The organism is Kitasatospora sp. GAS1066B (assembly GCF_041262605.1).
Classification (GTDB): domain Bacteria; phylum Actinomycetota; class Actinomycetes; order Streptomycetales; family Streptomycetaceae; genus Kitasatospora.
Genome location: NZ_JBGCCO010000002.1, coordinates 126,460 through 141,983, shown reverse-complemented (window position 1 = coordinate 141,983; position 15,524 = coordinate 126,460). Strand labels below are relative to the sequence as shown.

At 72.6% G+C, this 15,524-nt stretch carries 17 protein-coding genes; 7 read left to right on the top strand and 10 right to left on the bottom strand.

Annotation, left to right across the window (positions count from 1 at the left end; translation table 11 throughout):
- The first annotated feature begins 32 nt into the window (after positions 1 to 32).
- Positions 33 to 1,070, top strand: coding sequence for an agmatine deiminase family protein (locus ABH937_RS02240; protein WP_280687165.1), 1,038 nt, complete (start codon positions 33 to 35; stop codon positions 1,068 to 1,070).
- A 230-nt stretch (positions 1,071 to 1,300) separates the two neighbouring features.
- Here ABH937_RS02240 and ABH937_RS02235 read toward each other — a convergent pair whose 3' ends face one another.
- The 5 genes from ABH937_RS02235 to ABH937_RS02215 form a co-directional block, all read right to left on the bottom strand.
- Entirely contained in the window at positions 1,301 to 2,035 is a 735-nt protein-coding gene (locus ABH937_RS02235) for a Type 1 glutamine amidotransferase-like domain-containing protein (RefSeq protein ID WP_280687164.1), read from the bottom strand.
- A 178-nt stretch (positions 2,036 to 2,213) separates the two neighbouring features.
- Entirely contained in the window at positions 2,214 to 3,041 is an 828-nt protein-coding gene (locus ABH937_RS02230; protein WP_280687163.1) for an ABC transporter permease, read from the bottom strand.
- A 2-nt stretch (positions 3,042 to 3,043) separates the two neighbouring features.
- A complete protein-coding gene (locus tag ABH937_RS02225) occupies positions 3,044 to 3,997 on the bottom strand; it encodes an ATP-binding cassette domain-containing protein (RefSeq protein ID WP_370216958.1) in 954 nt (317 codons plus the stop codon).
- Positions 3,998 to 4,002: 5 nt separating this feature from the next.
- Positions 4,003 to 4,896 carry a DUF4097 domain-containing protein gene (locus tag ABH937_RS02220; protein WP_370216957.1) on the bottom strand — a complete coding sequence of 298 codons (894 nt, stop codon included), beginning with the start codon at positions 4,894 to 4,896 and terminating at the stop codon, positions 4,003 to 4,005.
- A 64-nt stretch (positions 4,897 to 4,960) separates the two neighbouring features.
- Positions 4,961 to 5,494, bottom strand: a complete 534-nt coding sequence (locus ABH937_RS02215) for a hypothetical protein (RefSeq protein WP_370216955.1) — start codon at positions 5,492 to 5,494, stop codon at positions 4,961 to 4,963.
- Between the two features lie 263 nt (positions 5,495 to 5,757).
- On the opposite strand from ABH937_RS02215, the gene ABH937_RS02210 reads away from it, so the two are divergent.
- A complete protein-coding gene (locus ABH937_RS02210) occupies positions 5,758 to 6,393 on the top strand; it encodes a dihydrofolate reductase family protein (protein WP_280687159.1) in 636 nt (211 codons plus the stop codon).
- 16 nt (positions 6,394 to 6,409) lie between these two features.
- Here the strand turns inward: ABH937_RS02210 and ABH937_RS02205 are convergent, their stop codons facing one another.
- Together ABH937_RS02205 and ABH937_RS02200 are read right to left on the bottom strand one after the other, a co-directional pair.
- On the bottom strand, positions 6,410 to 7,297 hold the full coding sequence (locus ABH937_RS02205; protein ID WP_280687158.1) for an MBL fold metallo-hydrolase: 888 nt from the start codon (positions 7,295 to 7,297) through the stop codon (positions 6,410 to 6,412).
- Between the two features lie 147 nt (positions 7,298 to 7,444).
- Positions 7,445 to 8,194: an N-acetylmuramoyl-L-alanine amidase gene (locus ABH937_RS02200; protein ID WP_370216952.1), complete on the bottom strand. Its 750-nt coding sequence runs from the start codon at positions 8,192 to 8,194 to the stop codon at positions 7,445 to 7,447.
- 187 nt (positions 8,195 to 8,381) lie between these two features.
- Here ABH937_RS02200 and ABH937_RS02195 point away from each other — a divergent pair, with 187 nt between their 5' ends.
- Positions 8,382 to 8,993, top strand: a complete 612-nt coding sequence (locus ABH937_RS02195; RefSeq protein WP_370216951.1) for a TetR/AcrR family transcriptional regulator — start codon at positions 8,382 to 8,384, stop codon at positions 8,991 to 8,993.
- 31 nt (positions 8,994 to 9,024) lie between these two features.
- Here ABH937_RS02195 and ABH937_RS02190 read toward each other — a convergent pair whose 3' ends face one another.
- Positions 9,025 to 10,311, bottom strand: coding sequence for a protein phosphatase 2C domain-containing protein (locus tag ABH937_RS02190; RefSeq protein WP_370216949.1), 1,287 nt, complete (start codon positions 10,309 to 10,311; stop codon positions 9,025 to 9,027).
- A 265-nt stretch (positions 10,312 to 10,576) separates the two neighbouring features.
- Here ABH937_RS02190 and ABH937_RS02185 point away from each other — a divergent pair, with 265 nt between their 5' ends.
- The 4 genes from ABH937_RS02185 to ABH937_RS02170 all read left to right on the top strand — a co-directional run bounded on the left by ABH937_RS02185 (position 10,577) and on the right by ABH937_RS02170 (position 13,308).
- Complete coding sequence (locus tag ABH937_RS02185) at positions 10,577 to 11,098, top strand: hypothetical protein (RefSeq protein ID WP_370216948.1); 522 nt, start codon at positions 10,577 to 10,579, stop codon at positions 11,096 to 11,098.
- A 139-nt stretch (positions 11,099 to 11,237) separates the two neighbouring features.
- Positions 11,238 to 11,915, top strand: coding sequence for a DUF3105 domain-containing protein (locus tag ABH937_RS02180; protein WP_280687153.1), 678 nt, complete (start codon positions 11,238 to 11,240; stop codon positions 11,913 to 11,915).
- Positions 11,915 to 12,643, top strand: coding sequence for a DUF305 domain-containing protein (locus ABH937_RS02175; protein WP_370216947.1), 729 nt, complete (start codon positions 11,915 to 11,917; stop codon positions 12,641 to 12,643). Before ABH937_RS02180 ends, ABH937_RS02175 begins: the two co-directional genes overlap by 1 nt.
- Positions 12,644 to 12,780: 137 nt before the next feature.
- Positions 12,781 to 13,308: a MarR family winged helix-turn-helix transcriptional regulator gene (locus ABH937_RS02170; RefSeq protein WP_370216945.1), complete on the top strand. Its 528-nt coding sequence runs from the start codon at positions 12,781 to 12,783 to the stop codon at positions 13,306 to 13,308.
- 30 nt (positions 13,309 to 13,338) lie between these two features.
- Here the strand turns inward: ABH937_RS02170 and ABH937_RS02165 are convergent, their stop codons facing one another.
- Complete coding sequence (locus ABH937_RS02165; RefSeq protein WP_370216943.1) at positions 13,339 to 14,829, bottom strand: AlkA N-terminal domain-containing protein; 1,491 nt, start codon at positions 14,827 to 14,829, stop codon at positions 13,339 to 13,341.
- Between the two features lie 33 nt (positions 14,830 to 14,862).
- Positions 14,863 to 15,456 carry a hypothetical protein gene (locus ABH937_RS02160; protein WP_370216941.1) on the bottom strand — a complete coding sequence of 198 codons (594 nt, stop codon included), beginning with the start codon at positions 15,454 to 15,456 and terminating at the stop codon, positions 14,863 to 14,865.
- Positions 15,457 to 15,524: the final 68 nt, after the last annotated feature.

Below are 15,524 nucleotides of genomic sequence, written 5' to 3'. Positions count from 1 at the left end.
CATCGCCCTCACCCCTCTTAGGACTTACCGCCATGACCACCCCCGCTTCGCTCGGCTACTCGATGCCCGCCGAATGGCACCCGCACGAGCGCACCTGGATGGCTTTCCCCACCGACAACCAGACCTTCGACACCCCCGCGCACCTGCACGCCGCCCGGCTCGCCTGGGCGAAGGTCGCCAACACCATCGTCCGCTACGAGCCGGTGACGCTGGTCGTCAACCTCGGCGAGACGGCGGCCGCCCGCGAGTACGTCGCCGGCGAGGTCGAGATCGTCGAACGCCCGCTGGACGACGCCTGGATGCGCGACATCGGCCCCACCTTCCTGACCGACGGCCGGGGTTCGCTCGCCGCCGCCGACTGGATCTTCAACGGCTGGGGCGCCCAGTCCTGGGCCAGCTGGGAGCACGACCAGCACATCGCCGAGCACGTCAGCGAGTTGGCCGGCGTCCAGCGCTTCGCCTCCCGCCTGATCAACGAGGGCGGCGGCATCCACGTGGACGGCGAGGGCACCGTCCTGGTCACCGAGACCGTCCAACTCGGCGAGGGCCGCAACGCCGACTGGACCAAGGAGCAGGTCGAGGCCGAACTGCACGCCCACCTCGGCACCACCAAGGCGATCTGGCTGCCGCGCGGACTCACCCGCGACTACGACGAGTTCGGCACCCGCGGCCACATCGACATCGTCGCCTCCTTCGCCCGCCCCGGCGTCGTCCTCGCCCATGTCCAGCGCGACCCCGCCCACCCCGACCACGCCGTCTGCCAGGAACTCGTCGCCCTCCTGCGCGCCTCCACCGACGCCAAGGGCCGCCGCCTGGAGGTCATCGAGGTACCGGCCCCCACCGTCCTGCACGACGAGGACGGCGAACCGGTCGACTACTCCTACATCAACCACTACGTCGCCAACGGCGCCGTCATCCTCTGCGCCTTCGACGACCCGCGCGACCAGGAAGCCGCCGACATCCTGGCCGAGGCCTTCCCGGGCCGCAAGGTCGAACTGGTCGATGCCCGCGAGATCTTCGCGAACGGGGGCGGCATTCACTGCATCACGCAGCAGCAGCCGAAGGTGTGACGGTCCGTCAGAAGGGAGCGGCGGGCACGCGCTGACCGGGCGGCACGCGGCGGCGGCGATCGCAGCGAGCTGATCATCTTCCGGGAGCAACGCGCCCCCTGTCCGGCCCGAGGGTCGGACAGGGGGCGCGTCCAGACGACATGGTCGTCACGCAGGCAGCCTCAGCGCCGTCGCCTACCGGCACGGGCACCTGTCAGGTGTTGGTGGACCAGAGCGATCCGCCGTTGGCATCAGGGCTGGAACAGTTTCCACTGCCCCTCGGAGACGACCTGGACGGCGCCGTCGACCACCTTGATGGCGGTCTCGTCGTCGATCGCATACGTCGGCGCGGGAATCCGTGCCGCCCACCTCTCCGCGTTGGCCAAGGAGGCGTCGGGGTGGTTCGGGTGCTCCAGGTGCGGGATCACCGCGAAGTCGACGAGTCCTGCTCCCTGTCCCGTGACCAGGATTCTGTCGACGTCACCCTGGGGCGTGGCGAAGACGATGTCCTCCGACCTCAACGGTCCGTCGTTCCCCCGGGGCGGTTCGCGGTAGGTCTCGACAAAGGTGGAGGCAACGGCCATGCTCCCGGCGCTCACCCCCACGTAGACCGCCTCGGAGCGCAGCGTCGGCAGTAGGCCGGTCAAACCGGAGCGCCGCATCCAGTTGGCGAGAAACAGGGGGTCACCACCCCACACCAGCAGTGCGTCGGCGGCCTGGACCGTTGGCACCCAAGCAGCCTCCTCGATGCTCGAGAGCGCCGTCAGCTCCAGGATCCCCAACGACTTCCAACCCAATCCACACAACGGCGATGGGCCCTCACCGGAGATCGCCCGCCACGCCATGCCGGGCCCGCCGGGGAAGGGGTAGATGGCGGTGGGGATGAACAGGGCGTTGGACTCGGCGATCGGTTTGCCCAGCAGGTCGACCAGCGCGTCGTGGATGCTGCTGTTCTTGATCCCGGACGACGTGAGGAGTGCTCTCATGTACCTACCTCCCTGAGTTGCCTGCTGCGGAGCACTCGCTGCGCCCCGAACCTCGCTGGACCTGCGCTTGGGCCGGAAACAGACCGATCCGGGCGGTGCGATGCACCACCCGGACATCGGTCCGATCACGACAACGAGGCACTCCGACACCATAGAACGCGGGTACGACACAACCCGCTCAGAGCGGCTTCGGCTCCCGCTCGTACAACCGCCGTGACCAGGCGTACGACAGCACCGCGACCCCGACGCACCAGGCGATCGTGATGACCAGGTTGTCGCCGATCTTCGTTCCGGTCAGCAGTCCGCGCAGCGTCTCGTTCACCGGGGTGAACGGCTCGTACTCGGCGAACCAGCGCATCGCCGTCGGCAGGGAGTTGGTCGGGACGAACCCGCTGCCGAGGAACGGCAGGAGGATGAGGAACATCGGCGAGTTGCTCGCGGTCTCCACGCTCTTGGCCGACAGCCCCAGACCGACGCAGAGCCACGTCACGGCGAAGGTCAGCAGCAGGACCACGCCGAGGGCGGCGAGCCACTCGGCCGCGTTGGCGTGCGGCCGGAAGCCGACGGCTATCGCGGCCAAGGTGACGACCACGACGCCGATCAGCGTCTGGATGGTCGCGCCCACGACATGACCGGTCAGCACCGACGACCGGGCGACGGCCATGGTCCGGAAGCGGGCGATGACGCCCTCGGTCATGTCCTGCGCGACGGCGATCGCCGTGCCCTGCGCCGCGGCGGTCACGGCCATCAGGATGATCGCCGGGGCCACGTAGTCGGCGTACGCGGCGCGGCCACCGTGCAGGCCGGCCGGCATACCGCTGCCGAGCCCCGACCCGAGCGTCCCGCCGAAGACGTAGACGAACAGGAGGAGGAAGACCAACGGCATCAGGATGATCATCATGGTCAGCGACGGGTAGCGCTGCATGTGCCGCAGGTTGCGGCGCAGCATGATCCGCGCGTGGACGAGGGCGTGAGATCGGGTGTCGTCCATCGTCGTGGTGCTCATCGTCAGGCTCCCTTCTTGCCGGTGAGGGCGAAGAAGACGTCGTCGAGATCGGGGGTGTGCACGGTGAGCGCCTCGACCTCGACCGAGGCGTCGTCGAGCTGCCGCAGCAGCGCCCGCAGGGTGCTGACGCGGCCGTCGCCGGCGAGCTGGAGCGTGAGCGCGTCGTCGTCGCGGCCGGTCGGGGCGAGCACCGTCGCGGCGGCGTCGAGTTCGGCGCGGTCGGCGAAGGCCAGCTCGATGTGCCCGCCGGGGATGCGCGCCTTGAGCTCGGCGGGCGTCCCCTCGGCGACGATCCGGCCGCCGTCCAACACCGCGACGCGGTGCGCGAGTTGGTCGGCCTCGTCAAGGTACTGGGTGGTGAGCAGGATGGTCGTCCCAGCCGCGACCAGCGCGCGGATGATGTCCCACATCGTGCGCCGGCTGCGCGGGTCCAGGCCCGTGGTCGGCTCGTCGAGGAAGATCACCTTCGGGTTGCCGACCAGGGTCATCGCCAGGTCGAGCTTGCGCTTCATGCCGCCGGAGTAGGTCGACGCCGGCTTGTCCCCGGCCTCCGTCAGCTCGAACCGCTCCAGCAGTTCGCCGGCCCGGCGGCGTCCGACGGCCTTCGGCAGCAGGTGCAGATCGGCCATCAGCATCAGGTTCTCGCGGCCGGTGAGGTAACCGTCGACGGCGGAGAACTGGCCGGTGACGCCGATCGCGCGGCGGACCGCCTGCGGGTTCGAGGCGGGGTCCTGGCCGGCGATGCGGATCTCGCCGGAATCGGGACGGAGGTAGGTGGTCAGGAGGTGGACGGCGGTGGTCTTGCCAGCCCCGTTCGGGCCGAGCAGGGCCAGGATCGTGCCCTGCGGGACCGTCAGGTCGATACCGTCGAGCACGGTCTTCTCGCCGAAGGACTTGCGCAGGCCGCGGGCCGAGATCGCGGCGACGGCGGTGGTCGAACGGGTCGTGGTGGTCACGGTGTTCACACCTCCTCGTCCAGGCGCAGCGCACGGCGGATGGTGATGTCGCCGACTTTGGTGCCGGCGTGGACCTCGACCCTGTCGACCGGCTCGCCGGCCTGGGGGGCGTCGGCGGCGGCGAGCTCGTTGTAGAGCCGGCCAACCCCGGCGTTCAGCTCCAGCCAGGCGGCGCTGCCCTCGCGGACGCCGATCTCGACGCCGCCGTTCTTGGACGTGGCGGACACCTTGCCGCGCACGACCTCCCCGATCCGCACCGCGCCGTTGGAGCTGACGGCGGTGATGTCGGACAGCGCGCGGTCGACGGACACCGAACCGTTGGCGGCCTTGATGTTCGCGGGTCCGGCGACGACGCCGACCCGCACCTTCCCGTTGCCGGCGGCGATGTCGGCGGTGCCGTCCACGGTGCCGATGCGGATGTCGCTGGAACCGCTGTGCACTTCGGCGGGGCCGCTGACACTCTCGACGGTGATCTCGCCGAGGCCGCTGCGCAGGTTCAGCGGCCCGGTCTCGGCCAGCCGGATGGTGCCGAGGTCGGTCTTGAGCTGGACGGTGCCGAGCGCGCCGTCGGACTGGTAGTCGCCGAGCCCGGCCGTGCCGTGAACGTCGGAGCCGGTGGGCAGCTGGATGACGATGTCGACCGACTCGGGGCGCTTGCTGCTGACGCCGACGAACCGGTTGAGGCGCTTCCTGGAGACGATGTTCAGCGTCCGGGTGGCGTCGTCGTACTCGACGCGGGTGCCCTCGGCGGCCTTGATGTCGGCGGCCTTGTCCGGGTCGCTGGGGCGGACGTCGACGATCGTGTCGGTGCGGTCGGAGACGGCGAGGCGGACGTCGGCGACGTAGAGGTCGAGGGCGACCGCGATCGGGGATGGGGTGTTGAAGCTCGAGAGCGACATCTCGGGTTTCCTTACTCACAATGGCTTCGGTCAGTGGGTGCCGTGCTGTCGTGACGTTCGGGGATCAGCGGGCCCAGCCGCTGTAGCTCTGGCCGACGCCCCAGTCGGACTTCTGTGCGGGGGTGGGCTGCGTGGCCCGCCGGCCCTCGTTGGCCAGCCCGCTGGCGGCGGCCCGGACGAGCCAGGCATTGACGGAGAGCCCGCCGGCGGCGGCGGCGTCCTCGATCAGAGCCTTGAGGTTGGCGGGCAGCCGCAGGTTGATCCGGACCATGGCGGCGTCCTCGCCCTCGGCGACGGGCAGCCGCACCTCGACGGGGCCGGCCACGGCGTCGACGGCGGCCGGAGCGGCGGGCACGGGCGGCGGCGTCACGACGAACGCGGCCGTCCCGCCGCGCAGCCGGACATCGACGAGGCCGGGCGCGAGTTCGGCGGAGATCTCCTCGGCGGCGGCGGAGAGCGCCCCCAGCAGGGTGAGCCGCACCGCGGCGTCGAGCGCGGGGAGGAGCCGGTCGGCGAGTGCGCGGGCGTCCTCGCCGCCGACCTCGGCCGCGGTCGTCAGCTCGCGGCGGAGGTTTTCGACGTACTGGGTGAGTTCCATGACTCCACTGTGGCACCACTGTGGCGCCACTTCAAGTCCTTCTGGCCCACTTTGGCATACCAGCAGGTCAGCGATGGTGCCATGGGTGCGCGAAGCTGGCGCCGTGCGGTGCCGTGCGGTGCCGTGCGGTGCCGTGCGGTGCCGCGGTCCGCGGTGGTGATCCGACATCCGATCGGCCCCCGACCGGCCGGTCGCGCGATCGGCGATGGGTTTCTCGCGTCAATCTGGGTTACGGGTGGATTCCGGATCCGAAAGGCAGCGCCATGAGCAGACTGATCGTCACCGTGTTCGTCACCCTGGACGGCGTCATGCAGGCCCCCGGCGGCCGGAGCGAGGACGTCTCCGGCGGCTTCGAGCAGGGCGGCTGGCAGGCCCCGTACGTCGACGAGGACTTCATGGGCCTCATGACGACGGTCTTCGAGCAGACGGCCGACCACCTGCTGCTCGGCCGGAAGACCTACGAGATCTTCGCCGGCTACTGGCCCCGCGTCACCGACGAGAACAACCCGATCGCGGTGCGGCTCAACGCCATGCCCAAGTACGTCACCTCGCGCACCCTGGACAGCGTCGAGTGGCACAACTCCCGTCTGCTGAAGGGCGAGGCCGCGGAGTCCGTCGCACAGCTCAAGGAGCGGCTCGACGGCGTGATCATGACGCAGGGCAGCAGCGACCTCATCCACACCCTGCAGCGGCACGACCTGGTCGACGAGTACCGGCTGCTCATCAATCCCGTGATCCTCGGCGCCGGCAAGCGGCTGTTCACGGACGGCGCCGCACCGGCCGCCTGGACGCTCACGGAGTCCCGCGCCACCGGCGCGGGCGTGCAGTACTGCGTCTACGAGCGGGCCGGGAAGCCCACGTACGGATCGCTGGACGACGCGGCCGGGCCGCGGAACTGACGCGGCCGGCCGCCCACTACCACCGCAGCGCGCCGAAGTTGATCGGCTGCTGCCTGAACCCCGCACTGCGCTCGGTCAGTTGGCGCATCCGCTGGGCCATCTCGTCGGCCGGGAGGTGCTTGCGGTCGCCGTGGCCGGGGAGCAGCCACTCGAAGCGCAGCTGATCCGCCGTGCGGGCCAGGGAGGCGGCCAACTCCTCGATGGAGTACCAGGTGACGCTCTCGGCCACCTCGATGTCCGCCAGGCCGCGGGACCAGTAGAAGCTGTCGCCGCTGAAGCAGTACCGCTCGTCCGCGACGTACAGCACGCTGCCCAGGGTGTGTCCGGGGAGCGGGTGGGCGATCACGGACTCGGCGATCTCGACGGGGTCGGTGCCGCGCAGGATGCGGTCGGCGTCGGGGGCCGCGTCGAGGTCGCCCTCGTGGATCCACAGGCGGGCGCCGAACTGGTCGGCGTAGCGGCGGCCGTGGGCGGCGTGGTCCCGGTGGGTGAGCAGGACGTCGGTGATCGGACCCAACGCCTGGTAGCGCTCGGCCAGGGTGGCGCTCCAGCGGGGCGTGTCGATCATCATCTGGGTGCCCGAAGGGCGGCGCAGCAGGTAGGAGTTGGCGCCGGCCAGGTGGGTGGAGTTGTGGCCGCAGAGCCGGACGTCGTCGGTGAGCGCGAGCGGGAACGGGTCCAGCTCCGGATCCAGGCCGTGCGCGGAGTGCCGGATCGAGCGGGTGGGGCAGGCGTGTGCGGCCGCGTGCAACTGGCCGAGTTCGTCGGCGTTCCGCGGTTCGCGGAGCACCTCCGAGCGACCGTCGACCTCGCCGATCAGCCCGGGGGCGAGCTGCCGGGCGACATCACAGTTGGTGCAGCGGTCGTCGACGTACCAACCGCCCTCGGCTGCCTGCTCGTTCATGGTCTGGCTCCCTCCCGTGGCGCGCCCGAACAACCGGCCGCGCCTTCCTCTCAGTGGTAACTCGGCGAGTACGCGGAAAGGAAGAGCGCCAGCCCTTGTCCTTCACCCGGACAGCCGCTCTCACGGGGACGTCAGGACACGGGGATGTCAGGACCAGGCGGCCGCCCAGGTGGCGGGGCCGACCACGCCGTCCGCGGTGAGGCCCTTCTCCTGCTGGAACTGGCGGCAGACGGCGGCGCTCTGCTCGCCGTAAACGCCGTCCACGCCGATCGACCAGCCCCGATCGCTCATCCGCTGCTGCCAGACGCGCACGTTCTCGTCCTGCAGCACCGGATCCTGGACGCTCAAGTACTCGCCCGGCCAGGCCGGCGCGCCGGCGGCGCCACCGGGCCGGGGCGCGCCCGCCTGCACCCAGGCGTAGAGCGGGTCGCCCGGGCAGTCGGTGGGATAGCCGTCCCGGTGCCCCTTGATCTCGGGACCGGCGCCGCCGTCCTGCCGCAGCCACTCGATGGCGTCGAGCAGGGCGCCGAGCATCGCGTCGGTCGGCCGGGTGAGGCCGGAGTCGCCGAGCAGGGCGCAGACCGCGTAGTGGGCGAGGTTGAGGGGCTGGTTGCCGTTGGCGCCGTTCTCGTGGTGCAGGCCGCGGCCTTCGAAGACGTAGCCGTGCGGACAGGCCAAGGCCGTGTAGGCGATGTCGATCCAGCCCTGGGTGGCATTGGACATGTGCGCCGCCTGGATGTCCCGCACCCGCCCCGCGCACCACTCGTGATGGTCGGGCAGGTCGGCGGGGACCGGCTCGCCCTCGTAGTGGACCTTCACCCCCTGGGTGCTCGCCACGTAGGTCCAGTCCTGCTTGGGAGGTTGGGCGCCCCATTCGGCGCGGGTGACGAACTGCACGGCCGGCCCTCCTTGCTGTGCGAAGTGCTGCCAAAGTAGCGGGCGGCCGTGATCGTTCGTCGGCGTCCGGCCGGACATCCTCCGATCGGGTGAGAGGGATTCCGGCGAGCCGAGCCCGCGGCCCGGCTGACCTCGCCCCTTAGGCTGGGGGACGCTTTCCACCCCCACCCCGCAAGGAGCCCGCAGCATGGCAGAGCCTCGTCCCCGGCGGCCGGCCCGCCCTCGTGAGGAGGTGCTGGCGGTGGCGATGGGGGCGATCGCGGAGCACGGGCTGGCGAAGCTGACCATGGCAGGGCTCGGGAAGCAGCTGGGGATGAGCGCGGGGCATCTCCTCTACTACTTCGGGAGCAAGGACCAGCTGCTGCTGGAGACGCTGCGGTGGAGCGAGGAGCAGCTGGGCGAGCGGCGGCGCGCGACGCTGCGGCAGGCGGGGCTCAGTGCCTGGGAGCGGTTCGGGGCGTACGCGGAGCTGTACCTGGCGGACGGGCCGGGGGATCCGCGCTGGATCCTGTGGGTCGAGGTGTGGGGGCGCTCGCCGTCCAGTGCGGAGATCCGGCAGGGGCAGTTGGAGATCGAGGCGCCCTGGCAGGCGGACCTGACGGCGCTGATCGAGGACGGGGTGGCCCGTGGCGAGTTCCGGGCCGGGCCGGCCGACGAGCGGGCGGCGCAGCTGCGGGCGGTGCTGGACGGGTACTCGGTGCCGCTGGCGATCGGGTTGCCGGGGGTGGCACGGGACCGGTCGGTGGCCCAGGTGCGGGCGGTGGCGGCCGCTGTGCTGGGTACCGACGCGGCTGCGTGACGCCCCACCACTGGGCCCGGTACGCGATCCGTCACTCGGTCCAGAGCGCGGCCGCCGTCCGGTCCTCGGCGTAGCCCTTGGCTCGGACCTGGACCTGGCGCAGGAAGTCGACCGTGCCGGGCGGGTGCGGGTGGGACCAGTGGCTGGCCAGGAAGTGCCCGATCGCGGGCTCCTCGGCGATCGGCTCGGCCAGGCCCGGCGAGCAGAGCAGCAGGATGTCGCCGGGCGTGGCCGGGATCAATCGGAACCGGAACAGGCGCGGCTCGGGGAGGGTGACCGGGCCGTCGGGGTGGTGCAGCAGCCGGGCGGCGTACGCGTCGATCCAGTGCCCCGCCCGGAGCAGGTAGAGGCCGCCGGGGCCGACACCGAAGGCCGCGCGGTGACCGGCCTCGGGGTCGAGCGAGACCAGCAGGCAGTGCAGCGACCCGGCGTCCGGGGCGAGCGTGCGCAGGCCGGCGGCGGCACCGGCGGTCAGGCGCTGGAGTCCGTAGCGGAGCCGGTCCCGGGCCCCCTCGCGCAGGTCGGCGGCGAGCTCGGCGCGGCTGCGACCGATCGCCTCGGCGAGGTGCGCGGCCGCCTGGCGGACGGTTTCGGACGGCGGCGGTACGGGCTGCGCAACGGCGGCGTCGGAGTCGGTGCGCGGGTCGACCGGGCGGCGGGCGCGGCTGCCGAGGACGGCGAGCAGCAGGCCGTCCGGGGCTTCGCCGAAGCGGGTGACCAGCAGCGCGTCGGTGCGCGGGTCGCCGCGGTAGCGGGCGGAGTCGCCGCGCACGGAGGCGGCGCGCAGGGTGAGCCCCGGGTACTGGGCGCCGTCGAGGGCGGTGTCGGGGACGACCGCGGCGACCCGCTCGAGGTCGGCGGCGGGGAGCAGGGTGGGCTCGGGTCCGTAGGTGGGCGGGCGGGAGCCGACGTGCGGGGTGGGGACGGGCGTGGCGGGAGGGGGAACGAGGGCCGGAGCAGCGGCTGGGGCAGGTGTCGGCTCGGGACGGGCGGGCTTGGTGAGGTCGAGCTTCGACGGCGCCGGCTCGGCGACTGGCTCAGGCTCGGGCGCCGGCACCGGCACCGGCTCAGGCACCGGCTCGACCGCACCCGCCGGCTCGCCGACCGCCTGCCGCTGACGGCCGATCAGCCCGACCGCCGAGGCGATCGAGTCGAACCACTCGTCCACGCTCCCCTCGCCGCCCTCGGCGCGCGGCGTGTCGGGCAGCCGACCGGCCGGTCCCTCGTACACGTGGGCCCACCAACCGTCGTCCGGTGCACCGTCCTTGGGCGTCCCGTCGTCCGGGCGGCGCTGCGCGGGGGCGCCCTGGTCGGTCATCTGTCGGCTCCTCGTCTCGGCTGGCGTGCGTACCGTCACCTGCGGGCGCGGGCCACCTCGTCATTCTGCCCACGGTGCCGGTCGCTGTCCGGTGATTCGCCTCGAAGGCGCCGATCAGGCGAGGAGCCGCTGAATTAATCCGAAAGTAGCGACCGATCGGGGGGACCGCTTAAGCCGTCCGGCTGATTAATATGTGCGCATGACCGCGCCAGGACCTGTCCGACCGAAGCCGGGGAGCGCCGCATTCGCGGGCCACCCGGGCGGCGTGGCGTTGGTCCTCCCGCTGATCGGTCTCCTGGTCGCCCTGCTGGTCACGCTGCCCTGCGCGGGCTCGGCCCGGGCCGCGACCCCATCGGCGAACGGCCCGGCGAGCGGGCCCGCGAACAGACCGTCGAGCAGACCGACGGTCGGCCCGGCACTCGACGCAGCCCCCGGCACGCCGGCCCCGACCGACGCCACTCCTGGCACCCGCACCGCCCGCGCCGTCCACACCGCGCACGCCGCGCACACGCGCGCCACCTCCCCGCAGGCCACCACCGCGCAGTTCCCCGCCCCGCTGACCCTGTGCACCGTCGACGGCCCGGGCCCCAGGCCCGGTGACGGCTGTTCCAGCCATCCGTTCAGCGGCCAGGAAGCGCAGCTGCCCAACGCGCCGCCGCAACCCGGCCCGGCCGGCCTGCCGTTGCCGACCACCTTCCGCCCGACGGCGGCGAGCGGCTTCACGAGCGCGGGCCTGCCGACGGCGCCCGCTCCCGATCTCCACCTGCTCCAGGTCAATCGGACCTGAGCGGAACCACGCCGAGCCGGCACCGGGCACCCGCCGCGAACCTCGCGGCGTGCGCCGGACGTCCGGTCGGCGGTCTCCCTCCCCTGCTACACCTCATTCCGCCGTGCCCAGCGCACCGGCGGGGACAAGGAAGATTTCCGTGGGTTCCGCCTCCAAGCAGACCGGCAAGCAGACCAACAAGGTGAGCGGCAAGCAGAACGCGGCCGACCGCCGCGAGCGGATCGCCAAGCTGCGGGCCGAGGAGCAACGGCGCGAGAAGCGCATGAAGCTGATCGCCATCTCGGTGGCGGCCGTGCTGATCGTCGGTACCGGTGTGACCGCGACCTTGATCGTGAAGAACGCCAACGACAAGCACAACAAGCAGGTGGCCGCGGCGAAGGCGCCGATCCCCGGGGTGAAGACCTGGAGCAACCTGACCCGCAACCACGTGCAGACCCCGGTCAACTACCCGATGACGCCGCCGGTCGGCGGTGACCACAACCCGGTCTGGCAGACCTGCATGGGCAACGTCTACACCACGCCGCTGCAGAACGAGCACGCCGTCCACTCGCTGGAGCACGGCGCGGTCTGGGTGACCTACAACACCAAGGCCAGCGCCGCCGACGTCAAGACGCTGTCGGACAAGGTCAAGGTGACCCCGTACTCGATGATGAGCCCGTACCCGACCGAGTCGGGCACCATCACGCTCAGCGCCTGGGGCACCCAGCTGGTGGTGGACAGCGCCTCGGACCCGCGGGTCAACGAGTTCTTCACCAAGTACGTCCAGGGCCCGCAGACCCAGGAGCCGGGCGCGTCCTGCAGCGACGGGCAGATGTGATGACGGACTCGCGGACACCCGAAGAGGACGAGGGCACCGGCGAGACGGACGAGCTGGCCGCACTCGGCACATCCCCCACCGGCAAGCGCCGCCGCACCCTCTGGTGGCCGGCCGCGCTGGCAGCCGTGGTGGCGCTCTGCCTGGGCGTGCCGGCCCTGGTGGCGGGCGGGTCCTCGGCGTCGGGTTCGGCGGTGGCCGCACCGGCCTCCGACTCGCCGGAGGCGGGGTTCGCGCGGGACATGGCGACGCACCATCAGCAGGCGATCGACATGTCGTTCATCGTCCGGGACCGGACGTCCAACGCCGAGGTGCGCGGGCTGGCCTTCGACATCATCAACACCCAGGCCAACCAGCGCGGCATGCTGATGGGCTGGCTCAACCAGTGGGGGCTCAGCCAGAGTTCCGCGGCCGCGCCGATGGCCTGGATGAAGATGGCGCCCTACCAGGCGCACGACGGCTCGCTGATGCCCGGCATGGCGACCAACGCCCAACTCGCCCAGCTGCAGCAGCTCAGCGGCACGGCGGCGGAGATCTTCTACCTGCAGCTGATGGTCCAGCACCACACCGGCGGCGCCGCGATGGCGCAGGGCTACGTGGACCTGGCGAAGAACCCGGTGGAGAAGGCACTGGCGCAGTCGATGGTGACCGCCCAGACCTCGGAGATCCAGCTGATGACCAGCATGCTCGCCGAGCGCGGTGCGAAGCCGCTGCCGACGCCGGGAAGCTGACCGCCCACCGGCAGAACACCGCAGCACACCTCGACACACGGCAGCGCGCCCGCCGGCCCGGCAGACCCCGGATCGGCGGGCGCGCTGCCGTGTCCGCCTCGGCAACCACCCAGGACCGACCGGATACGCTGTCCCCCATGCCCGCCCCGTCCAGCCCTGCGCCTTCCAGCGACCTGCCCAACGCCGCCGGGCCCGACGAGGCGCCGGCCATCGAGCGCGCCCAGCGGTTGACCGACGTGGTGACCCGGCTGCGGCGGGCGTTGCGCAGCAGCATCCGGACCGACTACCCGTGGGAGTCGCTGCCGATGGCGCAGGTCGAGCTGCTCCAGACGCTGGCGGCCGCGCCGCTGCGGGTCGGCGAGTTGGCGGCTCGGCAGCGTTTGGCGCCGAACACCGTCAGCGGGCTGGTCGGCAAGTTGCTGGACGCGGGGTTCGTGGACCGCCAGGCCGACCCCGGCGACCGCCGCACCGCCCGGATCGCGCTGACCGAGGCCGGCCACCAGCAGTTGGAGGACTGGCAGCGCGCCCACGAGCGCCGGATCGCCGGTGCGTTGGCCACCCTCTCCCCGGCCGACCACGACGCGGTGATGGCGGCGTTGCCGGGCCTGGACCGGCTGGCCCAGGCCCTGGCCGGCGCTGCCGCGCCTGGACCGGACGAGGACTGAGACCGGCGCGGCCTGAGCCGCGCAAGCCCGCTACTCCCCCGTCAGCGCCCACAGTTGGTGCACCGCGTAGGAGCGCCACGGTGCCCACTCCGCCGCCACCAGCGCCGCGGCCTTCGGGTCGCCGGACAGGCCCAGGCGCTGCAGGCCGTGGCGCACGCCGGCATCGCCGGGCAGGAAGACGTCCGGGTCACCGAGCGCCCGCATCCGCAGGTAGCCGACGGTCCAGGGGCCGATGCCGCGGAGCGCGAGGAGCTGTGCCGCGGCCTGTTCGCGGTCGACGCCCGGGTCCAACCGGACGCTGCCGTCCGCGAGCGCGGCGCACAGGCCGCGCAGCGCGTTCTGCCGGGAGACCGGCATCGCGAGGTCGGCCGGGTCGGCGGTGGCCAGTGCCTCGGCGGTCGGGAAGAGCACGGTGAGGCCACCACTCGGCTCGCCGAGCACCGTGCCGTACCGGGCGGCGAGGCGGCCGGCCAGGGTGCGGGCGGCGGCCACGGTGATCTGCTGGCCGAGCACGGCCCGCACCGCCAGCTCGTGCGGGTCGACGTGCCCGGGCGAGCGCAGTCCGGGGCGGCGGGCGACCAGCGGGCCGAGCGCGGCGTGCCGGCCGAGCTGCTCGGCCACCGCCTGCGGGTCGGCGTCCAGGTCGAAGAGCGCGCGCAGCCGGTGCACGGCAGTGGTCAGGTCGCGCAGGTCGGTCAGCTGGAGCCGGCAGTCCAGCCAGCCGCGGTCGGCTCGCTCGCCGGGTGCGAGGGTGTCCACCTCGGCGATGGCCCGCCCGTGCGGCAGCGCGAGCGTCCGGCGGTAGCTGCGCACACCGCGCGGTCCCGGCACGACCTCCTCGACGCCGGGGACGGCGCGCAGCGCGAGGAAGTCCATCAGGTGCTCGGTGTCGATCGCGCCGCGGTAGGCCAGCCGCAGGCTCAGGCTGCCGGGGCCGGCACCGCCCGGCCGCCCGGCCCGCCCGCGCACCTCCGCCCGCAGACCGCTCGGGGTGCGGTCGTACACCTCGCGCACGGTGTCGTTGAACTGCCGCACGGACGCGAAGCCGGCCGCGAAAGCCACCTCGGTGACCGGCAGTTCGGTGGTCTGCAGGAGCACCCGGGCGGCCTGCGCGCGCTGGGCGCGGGCCAGCGCGATCGGTCCGGCGCCGAGTTCGGCGGTCAGCTGCCGCTGCAACTGCCGTGCGCTGTAGCCGAGCCGGGTGGCCAGCCCGGCGACGCCCTCGCGGTCCACCACGCCGTCCCCGATCAGCCGCATCGCGCGGCCGACCAGGTCGGCGCGGTGGTTCCACTCCGGCGAGCCCGGCACCGAGTCCGGCCGGCAGCGCCGGCAGGCCCGGAAGCCGGCGCCCTGGGCGGCGGCGGCCGTGGGGTAGAAGGTGCAGTTGGCCCGCTTGGGCGTGACCGCCGGGCAGCTCGGCCGGCAGTAGATCCCGGTGCTGGTCACCGCCGTGAAGAACACCCCGTCGAACCGGGCGTCGCGGCTGTCCACGGCTCGGTAGCGCGTCTCGTCATCGATCACGCTGTCCAGTCTGCGCCCCGCCCGGGCGCAGACCTAGCGGAAATCGGACATGGCCGTGTGAGGCGCGGCTGCCCCCGGCGCGGCCGGACCGGGAGCGGCCGGACCGGGGCAGGACTCGGCGAGGGCGGTGTACGCCTCCCAGGCCTGGTCGCACTCGAACGTGCGCACCGTGGCGCCCAGCGCGGGCGCCAGGATCTGGTACTGCTCGGCGTTGTGCGAGAGCTTGCCCCACTCCTCCAGGACGTGGGCGCGGGCGAGCACCTGGCCGCACGCGGCGCAGCCGATCCACGGGACCAGCAGGTACTCCGCCCTGGCGATCGGCTCGCGGTCGACGCGCTCGATCAGCTGCACGCCACCCTGAACGCCGGTCTCTGCGCCGGCCTCGAGCACCTCGCGCAACAGCGGCCCGAGCGGCTCGGGCCACTCGCCCAAGCTCTCCGCCTCCACCGCGATCTCGACCCGGGTCACCGCACCGATCGCGATCCGCCGCTCGGTCAGGACGCTGATCAGCGTCCTGAGTCCGGCCTCGTACTCGGCGATGACCCAGCAGTCGTAGACCTCCTCGGCCTCGGCGGGCGGCAGGAGATCGGCGAACCTGCGCCAGACGGCTTCCTCGTCGTTGGTCATCCGAGAAACCTAGGGCACCCCGCTGACAGCCCCGGGCCGGGTCCGCGCCAGCACACGGCCCCGGCACA

What these genes read in the sequence shown, in the direction of transcription:
- ABH937_RS02240 (WP_280687165.1), top strand. Translation starts at nt 33, where the DNA reads ATGACCACCCCCGCTTCGCTCGGCTACTCGATGCCCGCCGAATGGCAC.
- ABH937_RS02235 (WP_280687164.1), bottom strand. Translation starts at nt 2,035, where the DNA reads ATGAGAGCACTCCTCACGTCGTCCGGGATCAAGAACAGCAGCATCCAC.
- ABH937_RS02230 (WP_280687163.1), bottom strand. Translation starts at nt 3,041, where the DNA reads ATGAGCACCACGACGATGGACGACACCCGATCTCACGCCCTCGTCCAC.
- ABH937_RS02220 (WP_370216957.1), bottom strand. Translation starts at nt 4,896, where the DNA reads ATGTCGCTCTCGAGCTTCAACACCCCATCCCCGATCGCGGTCGCCCTC.
- ABH937_RS02215 (WP_370216955.1), bottom strand. Translation starts at nt 5,494, where the DNA reads ATGGAACTCACCCAGTACGTCGAAAACCTCCGCCGCGAGCTGACGACC.
- ABH937_RS02210 (WP_280687159.1), top strand. Translation starts at nt 5,758, where the DNA reads ATGAGCAGACTGATCGTCACCGTGTTCGTCACCCTGGACGGCGTCATG.
- ABH937_RS02205 (WP_280687158.1), bottom strand. Translation starts at nt 7,297, where the DNA reads ATGAACGAGCAGGCAGCCGAGGGCGGTTGGTACGTCGACGACCGCTGC.
- ABH937_RS02195 (WP_370216951.1), top strand. Translation starts at nt 8,382, where the DNA reads ATGGCAGAGCCTCGTCCCCGGCGGCCGGCCCGCCCTCGTGAGGAGGTG.
- ABH937_RS02190 (WP_370216949.1), bottom strand. Translation starts at nt 10,311, where the DNA reads ATGACCGACCAGGGCGCCCCCGCGCAGCGCCGCCCGGACGACGGGACG.
- ABH937_RS02175 (WP_370216947.1), top strand. Translation starts at nt 11,915, where the DNA reads ATGACGGACTCGCGGACACCCGAAGAGGACGAGGGCACCGGCGAGACG.
- ABH937_RS02170 (WP_370216945.1), top strand. Translation starts at nt 12,781, where the DNA reads ATGCCCGCCCCGTCCAGCCCTGCGCCTTCCAGCGACCTGCCCAACGCC.
- ABH937_RS02160 (WP_370216941.1), bottom strand. Translation starts at nt 15,456, where the DNA reads ATGACCAACGACGAGGAAGCCGTCTGGCGCAGGTTCGCCGATCTCCTG.